The organism is Enterobacter sp. WI-ESBL-E8 (assembly GCF_053364895.1).
Genome location: NZ_JBRWXJ010000001.1, coordinates 3,830,450 through 3,848,532 on the forward strand (window position 1 = coordinate 3,830,450; position 18,083 = coordinate 3,848,532).

At 58.1% G+C, this 18,083-nt stretch carries 21 protein-coding genes; 10 read left to right on the top strand and 11 right to left on the bottom strand.

All coding sequences use genetic code 11. From position 1 onward, the window contains the following. Positions 1-16: 16 nt before the first annotated feature. Positions 17-904, bottom strand: coding sequence for a LysR substrate-binding domain-containing protein (locus tag ACWHWP_RS18105; RefSeq protein ID WP_447856106.1), 888 nt, complete (start codon positions 902-904; stop codon positions 17-19). A 97-nt stretch (positions 905-1,001) separates the two neighbouring features. On the opposite strand from ACWHWP_RS18105, the gene ACWHWP_RS18110 reads away from it, so the two are divergent. Then, on the top strand, positions 1,002-1,604 hold the full coding sequence (locus ACWHWP_RS18110) for a short chain dehydrogenase (RefSeq protein WP_063956804.1): 603 nt from the start codon (positions 1,002-1,004) through the stop codon (positions 1,602-1,604). On the opposite strand, the gene ACWHWP_RS18115 is transcribed toward ACWHWP_RS18110, so the two are convergent. From ACWHWP_RS18115 to ACWHWP_RS18145, 7 genes are all read right to left on the bottom strand, one after another. After that, positions 1,601-2,332 (bottom strand): class I SAM-dependent methyltransferase, encoded by a 732-nt coding sequence (locus tag ACWHWP_RS18115; protein ID WP_447856107.1) that lies wholly within the window; start codon positions 2,330-2,332, stop codon positions 1,601-1,603. The genes ACWHWP_RS18110 and ACWHWP_RS18115 overlap by 4 nt on opposite strands. Before the next feature lie 125 nt (positions 2,333-2,457). After that, the gene (locus tag ACWHWP_RS18120; RefSeq protein WP_447856108.1) at positions 2,458-3,837 is read right to left on the bottom strand and encodes an amidohydrolase family protein; all 1,380 of its coding nucleotides are present in this window, start codon (positions 3,835-3,837) and stop codon (positions 2,458-2,460) included. 1 nt (position 3,838) lies between these two features. After that, positions 3,839-4,795: a carbamate kinase family protein gene (locus ACWHWP_RS18125; RefSeq protein ID WP_447856109.1), complete on the bottom strand. Its 957-nt coding sequence runs from the start codon at positions 4,793-4,795 to the stop codon at positions 3,839-3,841. A 120-nt stretch (positions 4,796-4,915) separates the two neighbouring features. Beyond that, a complete protein-coding gene (locus tag ACWHWP_RS18130) occupies positions 4,916-6,460 on the bottom strand; it encodes a hypothetical protein (protein ID WP_047348098.1) in 1,545 nt (514 codons plus the stop codon). 11 nt (positions 6,461-6,471) lie between these two features. Then, positions 6,472-7,887: a YlbE family protein gene (locus ACWHWP_RS18135; protein ID WP_063428889.1), complete on the bottom strand. Its 1,416-nt coding sequence runs from the start codon at positions 7,885-7,887 to the stop codon at positions 6,472-6,474. Further along, positions 7,887-9,428 carry an acyl-CoA synthetase FdrA gene (gene fdrA, locus ACWHWP_RS18140; RefSeq protein WP_447856110.1) on the bottom strand — a complete coding sequence of 514 codons (1,542 nt, stop codon included), beginning with the start codon at positions 9,426-9,428 and terminating at the stop codon, positions 7,887-7,889. Before fdrA ends, ACWHWP_RS18135 begins: the two co-directional genes overlap by 1 nt. Before the next feature lie 107 nt (positions 9,429-9,535). Further along, positions 9,536-10,141 carry an ankyrin repeat domain-containing protein gene (locus ACWHWP_RS18145; RefSeq protein ID WP_447856111.1) on the bottom strand — a complete coding sequence of 202 codons (606 nt, stop codon included), beginning with the start codon at positions 10,139-10,141 and terminating at the stop codon, positions 9,536-9,538. A 321-nt stretch (positions 10,142-10,462) separates the two neighbouring features. On the opposite strand from ACWHWP_RS18145, the gene ACWHWP_RS18150 reads away from it, so the two are divergent. After that, positions 10,463-11,392 (top strand): LysR substrate-binding domain-containing protein, encoded by a 930-nt coding sequence (locus ACWHWP_RS18150; RefSeq protein ID WP_059312525.1) that lies wholly within the window; start codon positions 10,463-10,465, stop codon positions 11,390-11,392. On the opposite strand, the gene ACWHWP_RS18155 is transcribed toward ACWHWP_RS18150, so the two are convergent. After that, entirely contained in the window at positions 11,389-11,547 is a 159-nt protein-coding gene (locus ACWHWP_RS18155; protein ID WP_059312464.1) for a YqaE/Pmp3 family membrane protein, read from the bottom strand. The two genes, ACWHWP_RS18150 and ACWHWP_RS18155, sit on opposite strands and share 4 nt — an antisense overlap. Before the next feature lie 179 nt (positions 11,548-11,726). Here ACWHWP_RS18155 and ACWHWP_RS18160 point away from each other — a divergent pair, with 179 nt between their 5' ends. From ACWHWP_RS18160 to ACWHWP_RS18170, 3 genes are all read left to right on the top strand, one after another. Next, positions 11,727-12,026 (top strand): ArsR/SmtB family transcription factor, encoded by a 300-nt coding sequence (locus ACWHWP_RS18160; RefSeq protein WP_059312463.1) that lies wholly within the window; start codon positions 11,727-11,729, stop codon positions 12,024-12,026. A 9-nt stretch (positions 12,027-12,035) separates the two neighbouring features. Continuing rightward, a complete protein-coding gene (locus tag ACWHWP_RS18165) occupies positions 12,036-12,557 on the top strand; it encodes a rhodanese family protein (RefSeq protein WP_059312462.1) in 522 nt (173 codons plus the stop codon). Between the two features lie 79 nt (positions 12,558-12,636). Continuing rightward, on the top strand, positions 12,637-12,816 hold the full coding sequence (locus ACWHWP_RS18170; RefSeq protein WP_059312461.1) for a hypothetical protein: 180 nt from the start codon (positions 12,637-12,639) through the stop codon (positions 12,814-12,816). Positions 12,817-12,854: 38 nt separating this feature from the next. Here ACWHWP_RS18170 and stpA read toward each other — a convergent pair whose 3' ends face one another. Next, on the bottom strand, positions 12,855-13,259 hold the full coding sequence (stpA, locus tag ACWHWP_RS18175) for a DNA-binding protein StpA (protein WP_047348091.1): 405 nt from the start codon (positions 13,257-13,259) through the stop codon (positions 12,855-12,857). A 493-nt stretch (positions 13,260-13,752) separates the two neighbouring features. Between stpA and alaE the strand changes: the two genes are divergently transcribed. After that, positions 13,753-14,202: an L-alanine exporter AlaE gene (gene alaE, locus ACWHWP_RS18180; protein WP_023617655.1), complete on the top strand. Its 450-nt coding sequence runs from the start codon at positions 13,753-13,755 to the stop codon at positions 14,200-14,202. A gap of 32 nt (positions 14,203-14,234) precedes the next feature. On the opposite strand, the gene ACWHWP_RS18185 is transcribed toward alaE, so the two are convergent. Further along, on the bottom strand, positions 14,235-14,579 hold the full coding sequence (locus tag ACWHWP_RS18185) for a DUF2002 family protein (protein WP_006811693.1): 345 nt from the start codon (positions 14,577-14,579) through the stop codon (positions 14,235-14,237). A 160-nt stretch (positions 14,580-14,739) separates the two neighbouring features. On the opposite strand from ACWHWP_RS18185, the gene ACWHWP_RS18190 reads away from it, so the two are divergent. The 4 genes from ACWHWP_RS18190 to nrdE all read left to right on the top strand — a co-directional run bounded on the left by ACWHWP_RS18190 (position 14,740) and on the right by nrdE (position 18,082). Beyond that, on the top strand, positions 14,740-15,066 hold the full coding sequence (locus tag ACWHWP_RS18190) for a DUF883 domain-containing protein (RefSeq protein ID WP_008502569.1): 327 nt from the start codon (positions 14,740-14,742) through the stop codon (positions 15,064-15,066). A gap of 252 nt (positions 15,067-15,318) precedes the next feature. Next, positions 15,319-15,558, top strand: coding sequence for a glutaredoxin-like protein NrdH (gene nrdH, locus ACWHWP_RS18195; protein WP_063428881.1), 240 nt, complete (start codon positions 15,319-15,321; stop codon positions 15,556-15,558). After that, positions 15,555-15,965, top strand: a complete 411-nt coding sequence (gene nrdI / locus ACWHWP_RS18200) for a class Ib ribonucleoside-diphosphate reductase assembly flavoprotein NrdI (RefSeq protein WP_059312458.1) — start codon at positions 15,555-15,557, stop codon at positions 15,963-15,965. The genes nrdH and nrdI overlap by 4 nt, the downstream gene beginning before the upstream one ends. Continuing rightward, entirely contained in the window at positions 15,938-18,082 is a 2,145-nt protein-coding gene (nrdE, locus tag ACWHWP_RS18205) for a class 1b ribonucleoside-diphosphate reductase subunit alpha (RefSeq protein ID WP_447856112.1), read from the top strand. The genes nrdI and nrdE overlap by 28 nt, the downstream gene beginning before the upstream one ends. Position 18,083 lies beyond the last annotated feature (1 nt).

An 18,083-nucleotide genomic window follows, 5' to 3' on the forward strand; every position in this document is an offset into this window, starting at 1 on the left:
TGCTTACCTTCTTTTTTTATATTGTGCCCAATCTTAGCAGAAGATGGGCGATAAATTCCGTAAGCTTAGGGAGCGGTCGTAAATCCTGACGCCACAGCAGGTGCACGGGTCTTGGCGCCGGAATGTACTCCTCCAGCACCCGCACCAGCCTGCCGCTTTCCAGATCTTCCGCCACCAGCACTTCCGGCTGCAGCAGCAGCCCCGCCCCGGCTCTTGCGGCCATCCGCAGCCCGTAGCCATCGTTGCATCTTAGGACCGCATCCCGCTTCCAGCGCACCTCGCCTTCGACGCCCGGCAGCCGCCACTCGTTGCGTGCGGTCCACACGCTGTGGGACAGGCAGAGATGATCCACCAGATCGGCAGGGGTTTGCGGCGTACCGTAGCGCGCCAGGTAGTCCGGCGCGGCGCAGATCACCATCCGGTAAGGACAGAGGTATTTCGCCACCAGATCGTCGTTGTGAATGTCGCCAATACGAATGGCCAGATCGATACCCTCCTCCACCAGATCCACCATCCGGTTGGTCAGATCCAGCTCAACGCGCACGTCCGGGTAGCGTTGTAAAAAAGTGGCGGTGAGCGGCGCGATGGCACTGCCGCCAAACGAGGTGGGTGCCGTCACCCGCAGGGTGCCGGACGGTGCGGCGCGCAGGCGTTCAACCGCGCTTTCGGCAATCGCCACCTGCTCCAGCACCCGCTTCGCCTCGTCGTAATAGACCCGCCCGGCGTCGGTCAGGCTCTGGCGACGCGTGTTGCGCTCCAGCAGGCGGGTGCCGAGCTGAGACTCCAGCAGCGCAACGTACTTCCCCACCATCACCGCCGACATCTCCAGCCGCGTCGCCGCGCCGGTGAAGCTACCGCTTTCCACCACGGCAATAAAGGTCTCCATGCTGCGAAGCTTATCCATATTCCAAACCCCTGGTTAGTAATCTTCTAACTTTAGCCCAGTTTATCTGCATTTTAATTTACTAAAGAATGAAGACTCACAACATAAGGAGTCGGCTATGAAAATCGTCATTATTGGTGCCAGCGGTACGGTCGGTCGTGCCGTAACAGAAGAATTAAGCCGTCGTCACGAGGTTATCCGCGTCGGCCGCACGCAGGGGGACTATCAGGTCGATATTACGTCGCAGGCAAGCGTGCAGGCGCTGTTTGAGAACATCGGCCCGGTGGATGCGATTGTCTCCGCCAGCGGCGGCCTCTACTTTGGCCCGCTTGCGACCATGAAGGACAGCGACTTCAATCAGGGCCTGCAGGATAAGCTGCTCGGGCAGGTGCGCCTGGCGCTGACCGGCCAGCATTATCTGAACGAAGGTGGCTCAATCACCCTGATTAGCGGCATCGTGGCGCACGAGCCGATTGCCCAGGGCGTGAATGCCACCACGGTGAATGCCGCGCTGGAAGGGTTTGTTCGCGCCGCAGCCTGTGAACTGCCGCGCGGGATCCGCATCAACCTGATTAGCCCGACGGTGCTCACCGAATCCGTCGAAACCTACGACGGCTTCTTCCCGGGCTTTGAAAGCGTTCCTGCGGCAACCGTGGCGAACGCCTATCGCCGCAGCGTGGAGGGCGTGCAGAGCGGGCGGGTGTATAAGGTCGGGTATTAGGCCTTACGGGCGGCGATCAACGCCAGCATCGGGCGTTCCGCCTCTTCGGCCAGCGCGGGCCAGGCGTCAATCTGCGCCTGCGTTGGTCCCCACTCGTTGACTTCACTTATGGTTAACCCGGCCCTGATGAGCGCGTTAAGCGTGGTGCCCAGCGTGCGATGATACTTGATCACCCCGTCTGCCAGCCAGTTGCTGACGCGCTTGCCTTCATCCTGATAGTGATTCACGCCCCAGAACCGCTCACCGTTATCGTCGGTCAGCCAGCCCTGACGCGTGGCGCTGGTGTAAATGGGGTGCTCCATCGAAAAGACCAGGCTGCCGCCGGGCTTGAGCGCGCGCTGAACCTTCGCAAACAGGGCATCCAGCGCCGGCAGGTAGTGCAGCGCCAGCGAGCTATAGACCAGATCGAGGCTGTTCTCGCTGAGCGTCAGCGATTCGAGATCGCTACGCTGGTAGTGGATCCGGGCATCATGCGTCAGCTCAGCGGCGCGAGCGAGCATCTTTTCCGAGATATCCACGCCGGTCACCTCAGACGCGCCCAGTTCACGCGCGGCGCGGCAGAACCAGCCGTAGCCGCAACCGAGATCCACAACCGATTTACCGTTGAGATCGGGCAGCATGCTTTTCAGCGCGGGCCACTCCGGCGCGCCGTCCAGCCCCTGTACCGAGCGCGGAAGCTGGGCGTAGCCTTCGAAAAACGCCGGGTTGTCGTAGATGTTTTGTGCCATGGCAGATCCCTCTTTAAGAATGTGCATAGCAGTATACTGCATTGTCGGGTGGCGGCTTCGCCTTACCCGACCTACAAAATCTCCGAACCGTAGGCCGGGTAAGCGCAGCGCCACCCGGCACCACATTAGCCCACCGAGCCCCAGACGAGGTTCCCTTTATGGAACGTCGCGGTACGCGGGGAGATGCGCGCCACGGCTTCGCCGGAACAGGAGGCGTCCACCAGCACAAAGCTGGCGTCGTCCTGCGCTTTCGGCCACACGCGCTCGCCCTTGTCGTTCAGCGGCAGCACGTCGCCGGTGGCGATACCTAATGCGCGGGAAAGGGTCTGCTCGTTCGGGCGGATGTAGAGCTGGGCATAAAGATTGGCTTTTTCCAGCATGTCCCCCAGGCCGTACGGCGACCAGTGGTCGATCACGCTGTCGGTGCCGGTCATCACAAACACGCCCTTATCGCGCAGCTGCTTCAGCGGCATATGCAGCGTGCCAATCGGCACGGTAGAGGCGATGGTCACCTGCTGCGCCGCCATGCGGGTGGCTATCTCATCCACCTGCTGCTCGTTAAGCGTTGCCAGCGCAAAGGCGTGGCTGATGGTCAGCTTGCCCTTCAGCGCCGGCGTTTTCTCCACGGTTTCCACCATGTAATTCACCGCCGCCACGCCCGCCGGGCTGGTTTCGTGCAGGTGAATGTCCACCCCTTTGCCGTAGTCCAGCGCTATCTGGAACATCAGATCGAGGGATTTCTCCATCGCACCGTCAACGTTAGTCGGGTCCAGCCCGCCCACGTAGTGCGCCCCGGCCTGCATCGCCTCGCGCATCAGTTTTTCTGAGTTTGACAGCAGCAGCCCGTGCTGCGGGAAAGCGACGATTTCACAGTCAAAGCCCGGCTTGCGGCGCGATAAAACCGCCTGCAGATTTTCAAGATTCTTCAGGCCGGAGGTCGGCTCGATATTGCAGTGGCTGCGGGCGATGGTGGAGCCTTTCGACTGGATCAGGTCGATCAGCTTTTCCGCTCGCTCCTGAGTATACGGCTGCAGCTCCGGCAGCATCTTTTGCTCGAGGCGGATCATGTCCTGAATGGTGGTGCCCGCCGGACGGTTCAGGGAGCGCCACGGACCGCCGTAAAAGGTTTTATCCAGGTGGATGTGCATATCGCGCATCGCCGGGAGCATCAGCTTGCCGCCCGCGTCATAGTGCGGCAGCATGGCGTCCGCGTGGCTTTTATTGTCGCGCAGGGCGACGATCTTCCCGTCTTTGATTTCCAGCGTTTTCAGCTCGGTGCGGGTGCTTGTCGCCACGCTGTCCTCAACGTTAAACCCGGCTTCGAGCAGCACGTTGTCCAGATAGTAATGCTTAGCGGTGATGTTCATCGGTTTGCCGGTCTCGCAGGTTGGCTTTGCTGAGTCAGCAGCATACGCGACGGATCCGGTCGCGCCAAACAGCGCGCAGGCGGTGACCATTTTGCCGCTCTGGCTGATGAATTCGCGGCGGCTTTTGTTTTCACTCATCTTATCTTCCTTCATTAACAATATGGGTACCGGTTTCCCCGCGCAGCGCCGCGGGCAGGCAGTCCGGCGAGGTGATAATCACGCGCTTGCCGCCGTGGTGTAAAAACTCCAGCGAGGCGACGATTTTGGGCAGCATGCTGCCCGCCGGGAAATGGCCCTCTTCCATGTAGCGCGTCATCTGCGCCACGCTGACGGTATCCAGCGCCTGCTGGTTCGGCTTGCCGAAGTTGACGCACACCTTCTCCACCCCGGTGGTGATGACCAGCACGTCGGCGCGGATCTCGCGCGCCAGCAGCGCGGTGGAGAGATCTTTATCAATCACCGCGTCGACGCTCTGATAATCCCCCTGCTCACTGCGAACAACGGGGATCCCCCCGCCGCCCGCGCCGATCACCACAAAACCTTTTTGCGTCAGGGTTTTGATGGCCTCCGATTCAACAATCCGCAGCGGCTGGGGTGAGGCTACCACGCGACGATAGCCCCGACCGGAGTCTTCTACGAAATACCAGTCCGGATGGGCGATTTGTAGTTCATCCCACTGCGCCTGCGTAAAGAACGCGCCGATCGGTTTCGTCGGGTGCGTAAAGCCGGGATCGTTTTTATCCACCTCAACCTGCGTAACGACCGTGACCGCTTTTTGCTCCCCGCGCGCGGCAAGGCGGTTGTTCAGCGCCTGCTGGATCAGGTAGCCGATCCCGCCCTGCGTATCCGCCACGCAGTTTGCCAGCGGGGTCAGCGGCAGTCCTTCCCGCTCGTGGGCGATTTCGGCGCGGCGCAGATCCAGCCCCACCTGGGGACCGTTGCCGTGCGTGAGCACAATGTCATAGTCAGATGCCAGCATCTCCAGCACCGACTCTGCCACCGCTTTCACCGCCTGCGCCTGATGCTCTACCGACTGGCTGGCGTTGTCTTTGATAATGCTGTTGCCGCCAATGGCGACGACCATAAGCTCTTTCATTTTGTTTCCTTTAGAAGGTGCGTTCTGGTGCCCTCACCCCGGCCCTCTCCCACAGGGAGAGGGGGGATTCACGTTCCCTCTCCCTGTGGGAGAGGGTTAGGGTGAGGGCATCAGGCATTATCAGGATTCAGAAACCGGTGACGCAGCGCTCGCCACTTCCCGGCTGTCGAGAACATGCTTCACCACAAACATGCCGCCCATCATCAGATACGCGGTGACGAACATCAGCGAGCTGCCTTCGGCAAAGCCCACCACCGGGGCGTGGATCACGCCAAACAGCGCCAGCAGTGCCCCAACGGCGGCGGCAATCGCGCCCCGCAGCGGCTTGTTGATGATGGCAAAAATGGCAATACAGCCCCACAGCATGCTGGCGAGCGGCGCGCCGTTACCGAGATGCATCAGCCCTTCGTAGTAGATGCCCTTGCTGTGCAGCACGTCGGTGCCGATTTTCGCCGCGCTGGTGCCTGCGGCGCCCATCACGCTGTTCATCATGGTCAGCGCCCAGTTGGCGATCCACGGGAACAGGCAGATGAAGATAACGGGCACCTCCACTTTGGGCGTTTCCCTCACCACCTGGTTGGCGGTGACGACGCCGATAAACACCAGAATCGGCACGATGGCGGTCATCGGAATGATGGCGAGCATAAACGCCCCCAGCCCGAACAGCGGCACGATGAACATGGTCACCCCGGAGGCCAGCGTATAGCCGATGCTCGCGCCCATCGCTTTCCAGCCCGGGTGGCCGACGTAGACCGTCACCGGGAACGGGTTGCCCATCAGGCAGCCGAGCATGGAGGCCAGACCGTTCGCCAGCATCACCTTGCGCGTCGGGTAGGCGTCTCCCGCCGCGTGGGCGCTTTCGATGTTCTCCAGGTCAAAGATGTAGTTTGCCAGGCCCAGCGGAACCGCCGAGGCAAGATACGGCAGCGCGTGCGGCAGCCCCTGCAGGAAACCGTCCACGTGCAGCTGCGGCGGATTAAAGCCGAACGACGACATCGAGGCTTTGATGGCTTCCGGGCTTTGCAGGCCGGAGATCCACGCCAGGGCCGTGCCCGCAACCAGCAGCAGCAGACCGGTGGGAATTCTGGCGAAAATCGGCTTTTTACCGAACCAGTTAATGAAGATCAGCAGCAGGACGATGAACGACACGGTCGGCGCTTCGAACGCCTGCAGCATCGGGTTCATCGCCAGCAGCAGCAGGCCCAGGCCGGACAGGCACGACAGCAGCACGGTGCGCGGGATCATCTTGCGGATGGTTTCCCCTAAAAACGAACCGCCCGCCAGGATCATCGCCTCAACAAAGCACCACACCAGGCCAATCTGAATGGCGAACTCCGCATCGCCCGTTTGCTGATACACCGGCATCAGCACCAGGAAGGTTACGGTAAAAATTGACGGCGCGCTGGGGCCGGACGGCAGCGCGGTGACGTCCGTGCGCCCGGTCTGGCGCGCCATCTGCATGCCGAACCACGCGTAGCAAATACTCGCGGCCAGCACCGCCAGCCCGAAGGCCGGCGCGATGCGTCCATAAACAATCTCCTTCGGGATGCCGACGACAAAAATGAGCAACCCCATCATGGTCAGCAAATTGGTCAGGTTGTTGGTCATCAACCCGAAATAGGCCGCCCAGTCACCTCTTTTCCACTCCAGTTTCATGTTTTTCATGGATGCTTGCCTTATAAAAAGTAGCGATCGCGGAAGGTCAACAGCGCCTTTTCAAAACAGCTAAACGGCGGGTGAACGATGCCCGCCCCAATCATGCCGATGCCCGCATCTTTATGGGCAATGGCGGTATTGATGACCGGCAGAATGCCGGTGCCAGCGACTTTGGTGATGTCGATGGCGGTTGGGATGCCCATAAACGAGAGCAGCGGAATGGTGACGTTCGGGTTTTCGCCGAGGGTGATTTCGCGCATCTGGCGGGAGAAGTCGATGGCTTCATCCACCGTCCCGCCCACCAGCGCAACGATTGCCGGGGCCGTCGCCATCGCAAAGCCGCCGATGCCGTAGGTTTCGGTAATCGCGCTGTCGCCGATGTCCAGCCCGGAATCTTCCGGCTTATAACCCGCGAACATCGGGCCAATCACCTGCTGCGCCGGGCCGGTGAACCACTGCCCCGGCAGGCCGGAGACGCGCAGGCCAAACTCGTAGCCGTTGCGTGCCATGGTGGTGACGACGGTGCTGTACTCAATGCCGTGGGCGGCGTCCAGCGCGGCCTTACACATCGCCATCCACGTCGGGCCGGAAAAATAGTCGCTGCTGGCGACAAACTCAAATACCTCGCGCTGCTGTTCCACCGGATAGCCCGCCTGGATCAGCCCCGGCGTCAGCGCCTGAATAAGCAGCGTGGTGCCCGCGTTGTTGCGGTTGTGGCACTCGTCGCCCATGTGCAGCGCCTGGGCCAGCATCAGGCGCAGGTCGATTTCGCCGATAATCTTCATGGCGTCGCGCAGCATCGGGCCGAGCACGTCGCGCATCCAGTTCAGGCGGTCGATAACGCTCTGGTCGTTGGCGCCCATGCGCAGGATCTTCGCCATCTGCTCGCTGAGGTTGGTGAATGCGCGGTTGCCGTAGGTTTTGTTTTCAACGATGTGCATAAACATCGACGCGGAGGTGACGCCCGCCATCGAGCCCACGCAGTCATGCTCGTGGCACGGCGAGAAGGTGATGTCGCCTGAAGCCGCCAGCCTGGCCGCGTCCTCCAGATCCGTCGCCAGCCCTTCAAACACCAGCGCCCCGGTGACCGCACCCTTCATTGCTCCGCACATGTTTTCCCAGGAGACGGGCGGACCGGCGTGCAGAATGGTGGTGCGGGTCATCCCCGGCACAACGTTGATGGCCTGGTCATAGCCCACCAGCACCGGATGGGACTGAATAATGCGCTCAAGGGCGATTTGGTTAGCGGCGGCGATCTTCTCCGCCAGCGGTTTTTCGGCCAGCTGGTCGAGCGCCCCAACGACCTGCATATTGCCCTGCCCCGGCGGCGTCCAGTCGAGCTGGGTGGCGGGAACGTGCTGCTTTTTGAGATCGTCGCTGAACATCGCAATTCCCACGTTAATCACGTTCAGCGGCTGGTTAAATAAGGTCGTCATTATGCTTTCTCCCCTTTGCAGACAAATTCACGGGCCAGTAATCCGGTGTTGGTGCTGCTGCTGGCCCAAATCACGCCGGCGTCGGTGAGCAGCTGACACTGCTGCGCCAGCGGCTGTGGATCCTGGTCGGTGCCGAGCACGTAGCCGAGGATCTCCAGCGGACGGTTATCGGCTTTCGCAATCGCCTGCGCCTCTTTGATGGCGTCGAGCATCACCCCTACTGGGTCCTCGTGCGCGCCAAAGCCCAGCACGAAGTCCAGCACAATCACCCCGACCTCCGGGTCGCGGGCCTCCTGCAGCAGGCGGCTGATGCGGTTGGTCGGGTCGATCATCGGGTGCGGCTTGCCGTTGGTGAAGTCATCGTCGCCAAAGTCGAGGAAGGTATGGGCTTTACTGACGCTGATGTCGTTCAGGCGCTTCGCCGGATCGGGCTGAATGTTGCTCCAGACGTCGTCGTATTTTTCCAGCGCCGCGAACATCGCCTCGTCGCACAGCGTGCCGCCGCAGAACAGGCCGCGAATGTACTTCTGCTGCGGGGTCAGGCGGGCTCGCACCTCTTCAATCAATGGCCAGTTGAGCGGGTGCAGGTCCAGGGACTCTTTTTTGATGCCGGTGAGCAGGACGGCCTTCAGCGCAGCCTCTTTGGTGCCGCGCGCGAACTGCAGGCCGTCTTCATCCGCTGGCGGTTCGCTGCGGCCGAGGAAGCAGACAACCACCGGCTTGCGGCAGGCGCGCGCGCGCGCCAGCACTTTTTCAGCAACGGCGGGCGCAGGCGGCTTGGAGATAAGTGCAATGACCTGGGTCTCCTCGTCGGCTTCGAGCATGTCGATGGCGTCGAGCATCATCAGGCCGCCAATTTTCTCGCTGAGATCGCGCCCGCCGGTGCCAATCAGCTGCGACACGCCGCCGCCGAACTCATGGATGCGCACGCTCAGCTCCTGGCTGCCGGTGCCCGATGCGCCGACGATGCCAATCGGCCCGCGGCGCACCGCGTTGGCGAAGCACAGCCCCGCGCCGTTGATGATGGCGGTGCCGCAGTCCGGCCCCATCATCAGCAGCCCTTTCTGGTGCGCCAGCTGCTTCAGCGCCAGCTCGTCGTCGAGCGACACGTTGTCGGAGAAGAGCATCACGTTAAGGTCGTTTTCCAGCGCCTGACGCGCTTCGCGCGCGGCGAAGGTACCGTTCACCGAAATGACCGCGAGGTTTGCGTCAGGGCGATGATTTTTGGCGCTGGCAATCGTGGCGTAGCGCGCTTCATGGGAGCCCGCGCTCTCTTTACGGGTGAACAGCGCCTCAATAGCGGCCAGGGTTTCATCATTGGCCGCGTCGCCTTTAATCACGATCATCAGATCGCCGTTTTTAGCCTCGCTTAATTCCGGCGTTAATAGCCCGAGGTTTTTTAAGACGCCTTTATTCATTTCCGTCGCCATCGCCACAAAGGCCTGCTCGACGCCCGGTAATTTATTGGCTTTGGTGGAAACGGACATTAATGAGACGGAGTCAAAATAGGTGTTCTTTTTAATCACGATTTTCGTTGGCATTATTTTCTCCAGGATGCGGATAAAAGGGGACCGCCGTCGTGCAAAATGCACGTCGGTAAAAATGCTTTTTGAATTAACGGCCAGCCGGACCCGGCTGGCCGATTGCTTTACGCGCCCGCCGCCAGCAGCAGGTCGGCTATCGCATCGAAGCCTTTTTCCCGCGCCAGTTCGAGCGGGGTTTTGCCGTATTTATCGGTCATGTGCGGGTTCGCGCCGTGCTCCAGCAGCAGCTTCACAATCTCCTGCTGTTTTGCACCGCCGTCGTTTAACACGATGGCTTCCAGCAGCGGCGTCCAGCCGACAAAGTTGGTGTGGTTAACGTTAATGTCGGTTTTTTCAAGTAGCTCGCGCACGATCTCCACGTGTCCTTTTTCACTGGCAGGCGTAATGCCCACGCCGCCGAAGCGCGTCAGGCGGTCAAGATCCGGGTTTGCCGGAAGCACGAGGCGCAGCAGGGTAATATCGTTGGTCAGGCAGCTAATCAGGAAGGGGTTAAAGCAGGTCTGGTCCTGTTTATCAATATCCGCACCGGCGGCAATTAACAGCGCCACGCAGGAATAATGCTTTTTCAGGCTGGAAATAATAACCGCCGTTCTTTTCTGGCGGTTGGTGGCGTTAATATCCACGCCTTTCTCCAGACAGGCTTTTAGCGCATCGCTATTGCCCTCTTCTGCCGCCAGCAGAAATTCAGTAACGAGTTCAGTTGCAGACATATTCAGACTCCGATGTTTTTTATTTCTATTGACCTGAGAATAGCAACAGCCTGGTCATAAAAGAATCCGCTTAAAAATGATTCATCGACAGTCAATTCATTGTTGAGTTAAATTCAACAGTTCAGCTAAAACGTGCGGCCGTGCAACCTTTTTCTTATGTTTTAGGGCTTTTAAACGCGCAAGGCTGCATTCTGCTTATGCCTGACAAAGCCTTATGTCGCGCGGCCTGGCGTTAAACATCAGAACTGTGATCGACATCAAGCGCATTGTAACGGTGCTGTTAAAATATGTTCAAAACTGATGGCTTACGGGAGCAGCGATATGAATTCCATCTTTACCGAAGAGAACCTGCTGGCCTTTACCACCGCCGCACGCTTCGGCAGCTTCAGCAAGGCGGCGACCGAGCTTGGGGTCACTACCTCGGCCATCAGTTACACCATCAAGCGGATGGAAACCGGGCTGGACGTGGTGCTGTTTGTCCGCAACACGCGCAGCATTGAGCTGACCGAGTCCGGGTTTTACTTTTACCGCAAAGCGACCGACCTGCTGAATGATTTCCATGCCATCAAGCGCGGCATAGATACCATTTCTCAGGGCATTGAGGCGAGGGTGCGCATCTGTATCAATCAGCTTTTATACACCCCGCGCCATACCGCGCGGCTGCTGCAGGTGCTGAAAAAGCAGTTTCCTACCTGCCAGATCACCGTTACTACCGAGGTGTATAACGGCGTCTGGGACTCCATCATTAACAACCAGGCCAATATCGCGATTGGCGCACCGGACACGCTGCTCGACGGCGGCGGGATTGATTACACCGAGATCGGCGCCATCCGCTGGGTGTTCGCCATTTCGCCTGAACACCCGCTGGCCTTCGTCCCGGAACCGATAGCGGAGAGCCAGCTGCGCCTGTACCCCAACATCATGGTTGAAGATACCGCACACACGATTAATAAGAAGGTCGGCTGGCTGCTGCACGGGCAGGAGGCCATTCTGGTGCCGGACTTTAACACCAAATGCCAATGCCAGATTCTGGGGGAAGGGATAGGTTTTTTACCGGAATATATGACGCGCGAGGCGGTGGAAGACGGGCTGCTGGTGACGCGGCGGATTAATAACCCGCGTCAGGACTCGCGCATGCTGCTCGCCACGCAGCATGCCGCGACCGGTCAGGTCACGCGGTGGATCAAACAGCAGTTTGGCCCAGCGGGCGTGCTGACCGATATCTATAGCGATTTACTGTGGCGCGCTTAGCTTTTGCTCTGTACCCAAAACGCGTGAATGAGGCCGGGGAAGTAGCCCAGCAGCGTCAGAAGAATGTTGATAATAAACGCCCAGCCAAGCCCTTTGCCCAACAGCACGCCCAGCGGCGGTATGAGGATCGTAAAAACAATGCGCCAAAATCCCATATAAAAACTCCGTGCAAGCTAATCCATTGAAAATAATCAGGAGAACTCTCTAAGCATAGCCCGTTTACCCGTCTGTACCAGTCCCTAACCTCGCGTTTACCCTCTTTTACGCTTTTGACGCTGGTTTAAAGCGTTAGGTTAGTTTAGCATTTGCTTAATTAAGAAAACACTAAACTACCATGACTGAACTTGAACAACTCCAGACCAGCGCCGAGCAGGCCGCCACACTCTTAAAAGCAATGAGCAACCCGCGTCGGCTGCTGATCCTCTGCACGCTGTGCGGTGCCCCCGGCACCAGCGCGGGGGAACTGGCGCGTGCGACGGGGCTTAGCGCGTCCGCTACGTCGCAGCACCTGGCGCGCATGCGTGAGGAAGGCCTTATCGACAGCACCCGCGACGCGCAGCGCATCCTTTATTTCATTAAAAACGATGCGGTGCATCAGCTTATCAGTACCCTGAAAACCCTTTATTGCCCGTAAGGAGCCGCCATGTCACTTCCTCTTCTCTCCCCGCGCCAGGCCAGCGCCCGCGTCGCTGAAGGCGCCAGACTGATTGATATCCGCGATGCCGACGAGTACGCCCGCGAGCATATTCCCGTCGCGCAGTCCGTGCCGCTGGATACTCTGCCCGGGGGGCTTAAAACGCACGCAGGTGAAACGGTAATTTTTCACTGCCAGTCCGGCGCCCGGACCTCGGGGAATGCCGATCGCCTTGCACAGGCTGCCGCGCCCGCTCAGGCTTTTGTGGTTGAAGGCGGCATTCAGGGCTGGAAGCAGGCCGGGCTACAGACCGTCGAAGATAAATCCCAGCCGCTGCCGCTGATGCGTCAGGTACAAATTGCCGCCGGGCTGCTCATTCTCTGCGGCGTGGTGCTGGGCTATAGCGTCTCCAGCGGCTTTTTCCTGCTCAGCGGTTTCGTGGGGGCCGGGCTGCTGCTCGCGGGTGTGACGGGTTTTTGCGGCATGGCGCGGCTGCTCAAGGTGATGCCCTGGAACCGGCGTACCTCATAAGCAGTAAACGGTGAATTACGCTGTACCCGCCGTCGTACGTGGGCTAAGGTGAAGATCGCTAAAACGAAGAGGAGGTAATATGTTTTCTGTCGGTGATTATGTACAACCGCGCAAAGGCGGCCCAAAGCTGAAGGTGCTCGAAGTGAATGGTGAGAGCATTGTGGCGGTACAGGCCAGCAATGAGCAAGGCGAGAAATATACTCTGAAAGCTGCCGATCTGGCACCGTATACCGAAGACGGTGATTTTGGCGTCTGCTGAACAGACAGCCGGGCGGAATATTCCGCCCGGTTCACGCATTAGATCAGAAAATCATCCAGTGATTTACCGTTTGCCAGCGCGCTGGCAATAGGCTTCGGCGTGCGGCCCTGGCCGGTCCACGTTTTCTCTTCACCGTTCTGGTCAATAAAGCGATATTTGGCTTCACGCGGCTTGCGTTTTTTCGCTGGCTTGCCCGCCTGCGCCAGCTCAGTGCCCAGCAGGTCATTCGGTGAAATACCGTCAGCTTTCATCAGCTCCAGCAGGGCGTTAATTTTCTCCTGCTGTTCAGCGCGCTGCTGCTCTAATTCCGCCAGTTCACTACGTTTCTCTTCGGCAACGACCCTGACCTTTTCCAGCATTTCCTCAAGAACGTCCAGGGATAATTCGCGCGCCATGGCCCGCAGAGTTCGGATATTATTAAGATTCTGTAACGTCAAAGACATATTATTTGAAAACCTTTTCTTTAGGGTAAATAGATAAATCGCCGACAGAATAATTCATTTCTGTTTAAATATCTACCCGCGTTGCCGTACGCCCCTACTGTTAATAAGATTAAATATCGCCGGTAATATTATCTTATGACGCCTGCGGCATACGCCCGAATTCAATACTCACAACAATATAAAGGGTTAACTTTAATCCAAATTTCAGCATTCTGCGCTACCCGCAAGTGAACCAAGTCCCACCGCAGCACAACCAACAACAATCGATTGATTTTTATATGAAAATCATTGATCGAGACAGATTATAACGAACCGAACAAAAAACAACCAAATTTAGAGAATTTTGTCGACAAAACGCGATTAAATAAAAATTAATCACTAGTTGTTAGTTCAAACATAGAGATATACGCTATACACGTCAAGCAAACCAACCTAAAGCACTAACCGCTTCGGGAAAATCGTTTCTTTTGTGTTCTTCTCAAGGAGTTCAGACATGTTCTCACCGCAATCTCGCCTGCGCCATGCGGTAGCGGATACTTTCGCGATGGTTGTCTACTGTTCCGTCGTGAACATGCTGATTGAAATTTTCCTCTCCGGAATGACCTTCGAGCAGTCACTTTCTTCTCGACTGGTGGCGATCCCGGTCAATATTATTATTGCCTGGCCTTATGGTTTATACCGCGATGCGGTCATGCGCTTCGCGCGGCGTATCAGCCCCGCCGGCTGGGTGAAAAACCTGGCGGACGTGCTGGCGTATGTGACGTTCCAGTCTCCGGTTTACGTGGCCATTCTGCTGACGGTGGGCGCGGACTGGCACCAGATTGCCGCGGCGGTCAGTTCAAATATTGTGATTTCAATGCTGATGGGTGCGGTTTACGGCTATTTTCTCGACTACTGTCGCCGCCTGTTTAAGGTCAGCCAGTACAGCCAGGCAAAAGCGTGATGTGAAGCGACTGGCGAACGCCAGTCGCAAATTTACTGTACGTCGCCAAACAGTCCCTTCAAAAACCGCTCCAGCGCCATGCGCGAGCTGAAGCCATGCGGAATACCATAATGCTCATGCGTCTCTCCGCCTAAATAGAGCGGAAATTGCTGATAATGATCGCAGGTTTTAATATCCGAGGCAGGCTCAGCGAATGACAGACTTCTATCTTTCAGCGTCGGGTGAATAATGAGAGCGGTACGTCCCATTCTGGCTTCACGATTAACGTAAACATAATTCTCGCCGCGGCGATATCCATACGCTTTTGATGTCACCTCATCCATGGTGAATCCCTCTTTTTCAAGAACGCGCGCCACCTCATCAGGTCGTAAATACATATCTTTTCCTCGTTATCTTTTCCTGCCCGGCAACCTTACAGTATTCAGCATTAGCAGGGCTTTCAGAATAGTCCATAAACTGCCGGATAACGCGTGATGCGCTTCAGATATTAAATTTCTGAACTAAACTGAACGGGAACACAAATTTACGGAGGATCGTATGTTTAACAGACCGAACCGAAACGATATTAATGACGACGCTCAGGATATTCGTAATGATGTCAGCCAATTAGCGGACACGCTGGAAGAGGTGCTGAAGTCCTGGGGAAGTGACGCGAAGGACGAAGCGGATGCCGCAAAGCGTAAGGCTCAGTCTCTGCTCCGTGAAACCCGCGCGCGTCTGAATGGACGTACGCGTACGACGCAGGCGGCCTGCGATGCGGTCAGCTGCGCCACAACCTTCGTGCGCGAAAAACCGCTCTGTACGCTGGGCACGGTCGCGGCGGTCGGTATCTTCGTTGGCGCCCTGCTCAGCCTGCGTAAATAACGATACCTGACGCGTTTCTCTGCCCCGACAGCCAGCGGCTGCCGGGGCTTTTCTTTGCCTGATGGCCTGAAAAACCCGTACAGCCTGCCCTGCCCCGCTGAGCTAATCACTTGTGCGACATCAATCTAAATTTCCCATATCTTGTATGGTTGAAACTTAAGACAACTACATCTAGTATTCCCTTTAGCAAGACACACACAACCTGACGCGATGATTCGCGCCGCTCTCTCATTTTAAATGGAAATACGAATCATGAGCATTATTATTTACACTCGTAACGATTGTGTTCAGTGCCACGCCACAAAACGCGCGATGGAAAGCCGCGGGGTGGCTTTTGAGATGGTGAATATCGACCAGCAGCCCGAGGCCGCCGATACCCTGCGCGCGCAGGGGTTCCGTCAGCTTCCGGTGGTTGTCGCCGGGGAGACCAGCTGGTCTGGCTTTCGCCCGGACATGATCAACCGCCTGAGCGCTCAGGCCACGCGTGCATGAGTGCGCTGGTCTACTTCTCCAGCAGCTCGGAAAACACGCTCCGCTTTATTGAGCGCGTCGGGCTGCCTGCGGTGCGCATTCCGCTTAACGAGCGGGAGCGCATCCGGGTAGAGGAGCCGTACATTCTGGTGGTGCCGAGCTATGGCGGCGGCGGTACGGCGGGCGCTGTCCCCCGCCAGGTGATCCGCTTTCTGAACGATCCCCATAACCGCGAGCTGATTCGCGGCGTGATCGCGGCGGGGAATCGCAATTTCGGCGACGCCTTTGGCCGGGCCGGAGATGTCATCTCTCAAAAATGCGGCGTGCCGTATCTCTATCGCTTTGAGCTGATGGGGACGCAGCAGGACGTCGAAAACGTGCGTAAAGGAGTGAACGAATTTTGGCAACGACAACCGCAGAACGGGTAATTCAGGCGACGCCGGATTACCACGCGTTAAACGCGATGCTTAACCTCTACGACAGTCAGGGGCGCATTCAGTTTGATAAAGACAGTGAGGCGGTGGACGCCTTTTTCGCCGCCCACGTGCGGCCCAACAGCGTGACCTTCGCGAGCCAGAATGAGCGTCTCGACTATCTGGTTAACGAGGGCTACTACGAGGAGCGCGTTCTGGCCCGCTACGATCGCCCCTTCGTGGTAAGACTGTTTGAACGCGCCCACGCCAGCGGTTTTCGTTTCCAGACCTTCCTCGGCGCGTGGAAGTACTACACCAGCTACACCCTGAAGACCTTCGACGGCAAACGCTACTTAGAAAGCTTTGAGGATCGTACCGTGATGGTGGCGCTGGCGCTGGCCCAGGGCGATGAAGCGCTGGCGGAACAGCTCACCGATGAGATCCTCTCCGGGCGCTTCCAGCCCGCCACGCCAACCTTCCTCAACTGCGGCAAGGCCCAACGCGGCGAGCTGGTCTCCTGCTTCCTGCTGCGCATTGAAGACAATATGGAGTCGATTGGCCGCGCGGTGAACTCTGCGCTGCAGCTTTCGAAACGCGGCGGCGGCGTGGCGTTCTTGCTCTCTAACCTGCGTGAAGCGGGCGCGCCGATCAAGCGCATCGAGAACCAGTCCTCCGGCGTGATCCCGGTGATGAAGATGCTGGAAGATGCGTTCTCCTATGCCAACCAGCTTGGCGCGCGTCAGGGCGCGGGCGCGGTTTACCTGCATGCGCACCATCCTGATATTCTGCGGTTTCTGGATACCAAACGCGAAAACGCCGATGAAAAAATCCGTATCAAAACCCTGTCGCTGGGGGTGGTGATCCCGGATATCACCTTTAAGCTTGCTAAAGAGAATGCCGAGATGGCGCTCTTCTCGCCGTATGACATCGAGCGAATTTACGGCAAGGCCTTTGGTGACGTGGCCATCAGCGAGCTCTACGACGAACTGGTGGCCGACGATCGGATTCGCAAAAAGACCATCAACGCGCGCGATTTCTTCCAGACGCTTGCCGAAATTCAGTTTGAGTCCGGCTATCCGTACATCATGTACGAGGACACGGTGAACCGCGCCAACCCGATTGCCGGGCGCATCAACATGAGCAACCTGTGCTCGGAGATTCTGCAGGTCAACAGCGCGTCAACCTACGACGAGAACCTGGACTACGCGGATATCGGCAAGGATATCTCCTGCAACCTCGGGTCGCTGAATATCGCCCATACCATGGATTCCCCCGACTTTGGCCGCACGGTAGAGACGGCCATTCGCGGCCTGACGGCGGTGTCGGACATGAGCCACATCCGCAGCGTGCCGTCCATTGAGGCGGGTAACGCCGCGTCGCACGCCATCGGCCTTGGACAGATGAACCTGCACGGCTATCTGGCGCGGGAAGGCATTGCCTACGGCAGCCCGGAAGGGCTGGATTTCACCAACCTCTATTTTTACACCATAACCTGGCACGCGCTGCACACCTCGATGATGCTGGCGCGCGAGCGCAGCCAGCGTTTCGCGGGCTTTGAGCACTCCCGCTACGCCAGCGGAGAGTATTTCAGCCAATATCTTGAAGGCGACTGGCAGCCGAAAACGGCGCGAGTGCGTGAGCTGTTTGCCCGCGCCGGGATCGTTCTGCCCACCCGGGAGATGTGGCAGCAGCTGCGTGATGACGTGATGCGCTACGGCATCTATAACCAGAACCTGCAGGCCGTGCCGCCGACCGGGTCCATCTCCTACATCAACCACGCCACGTCGAGCATTCACCCGATAGTGTCAAAAATTGAAATTCGCAAGGAAGGCAAAACCGGACGCGTTTACTACCCTGCGCCGTTTATGACCAACGAGAACCTGGCGCTGTATCAGGACGCGTATGAGATTGGCCCGGAAAAAATTATCGATACCTACGCCGAGGCGACAAAACATGTGGATCAGGGGCTGTCGCTGACGCTCTTCTTCCCGGATACCGCCACCACGCGGGATATCAACAGGGCGCAGATCTACGCCTGGAAGAAAGGCATTAAAACGCTCTACTACATTCGCCTGCGCCAGCTTGCGCTGGAAGGCACCGAAATTGAAGGCTGCGTGTCCTGCGCGCTGTAAG

Bases quoted from the DNA above. Each gene is read 5' to 3' on its own strand.
- ACWHWP_RS18105 (WP_447856106.1), bottom strand. From the start codon at position 904: ATGGATAAGCTTCGCAGCATGGAGACCTTTATTGCCGTGGTGGAAAGC.
- ACWHWP_RS18110 (WP_063956804.1), top strand. From the start codon at position 1,002: ATGAAAATCGTCATTATTGGTGCCAGCGGTACGGTCGGTCGTGCCGTA.
- ACWHWP_RS18115 (WP_447856107.1), bottom strand. From the start codon at position 2,332: ATGGCACAAAACATCTACGACAACCCGGCGTTTTTCGAAGGCTACGCC.
- ACWHWP_RS18120 (WP_447856108.1), bottom strand. From the start codon at position 3,837: ATGAGTGAAAACAAAAGCCGCCGCGAATTCATCAGCCAGAGCGGCAAA.
- ACWHWP_RS18125 (WP_447856109.1), bottom strand. From the start codon at position 4,795: ATGAAAGAGCTTATGGTCGTCGCCATTGGCGGCAACAGCATTATCAAA.
- ACWHWP_RS18130 (WP_047348098.1), bottom strand. From the start codon at position 6,460: ATGAAAAACATGAAACTGGAGTGGAAAAGAGGTGACTGGGCGGCCTAT.
- ACWHWP_RS18135 (WP_063428889.1), bottom strand. From the start codon at position 7,887: ATGACGACCTTATTTAACCAGCCGCTGAACGTGATTAACGTGGGAATT.
- fdrA (WP_447856110.1), bottom strand. From the start codon at position 9,428: ATGCCAACGAAAATCGTGATTAAAAAGAACACCTATTTTGACTCCGTC.
- ACWHWP_RS18145 (WP_447856111.1), bottom strand. From the start codon at position 10,141: ATGTCTGCAACTGAACTCGTTACTGAATTTCTGCTGGCGGCAGAAGAG.
- ACWHWP_RS18150 (WP_059312525.1), top strand. From the start codon at position 10,463: ATGAATTCCATCTTTACCGAAGAGAACCTGCTGGCCTTTACCACCGCC.
- ACWHWP_RS18155 (WP_059312464.1), bottom strand. From the start codon at position 11,547: ATGGGATTTTGGCGCATTGTTTTTACGATCCTCATACCGCCGCTGGGC.
- ACWHWP_RS18160 (WP_059312463.1), top strand. From the start codon at position 11,727: ATGACTGAACTTGAACAACTCCAGACCAGCGCCGAGCAGGCCGCCACA.
- ACWHWP_RS18165 (WP_059312462.1), top strand. From the start codon at position 12,036: ATGTCACTTCCTCTTCTCTCCCCGCGCCAGGCCAGCGCCCGCGTCGCT.
- ACWHWP_RS18170 (WP_059312461.1), top strand. From the start codon at position 12,637: ATGTTTTCTGTCGGTGATTATGTACAACCGCGCAAAGGCGGCCCAAAG.
- stpA (WP_047348091.1), bottom strand. From the start codon at position 13,259: ATGTCTTTGACGTTACAGAATCTTAATAATATCCGAACTCTGCGGGCC.
- alaE (WP_023617655.1), top strand. From the start codon at position 13,753: ATGTTCTCACCGCAATCTCGCCTGCGCCATGCGGTAGCGGATACTTTC.
- ACWHWP_RS18185 (WP_006811693.1), bottom strand. From the start codon at position 14,579: ATGTATTTACGACCTGATGAGGTGGCGCGCGTTCTTGAAAAAGAGGGA.
- ACWHWP_RS18190 (WP_008502569.1), top strand. From the start codon at position 14,740: ATGTTTAACAGACCGAACCGAAACGATATTAATGACGACGCTCAGGAT.
- nrdH (WP_063428881.1), top strand. From the start codon at position 15,319: ATGAGCATTATTATTTACACTCGTAACGATTGTGTTCAGTGCCACGCC.
- nrdI (WP_059312458.1), top strand. From the start codon at position 15,555: ATGAGTGCGCTGGTCTACTTCTCCAGCAGCTCGGAAAACACGCTCCGC.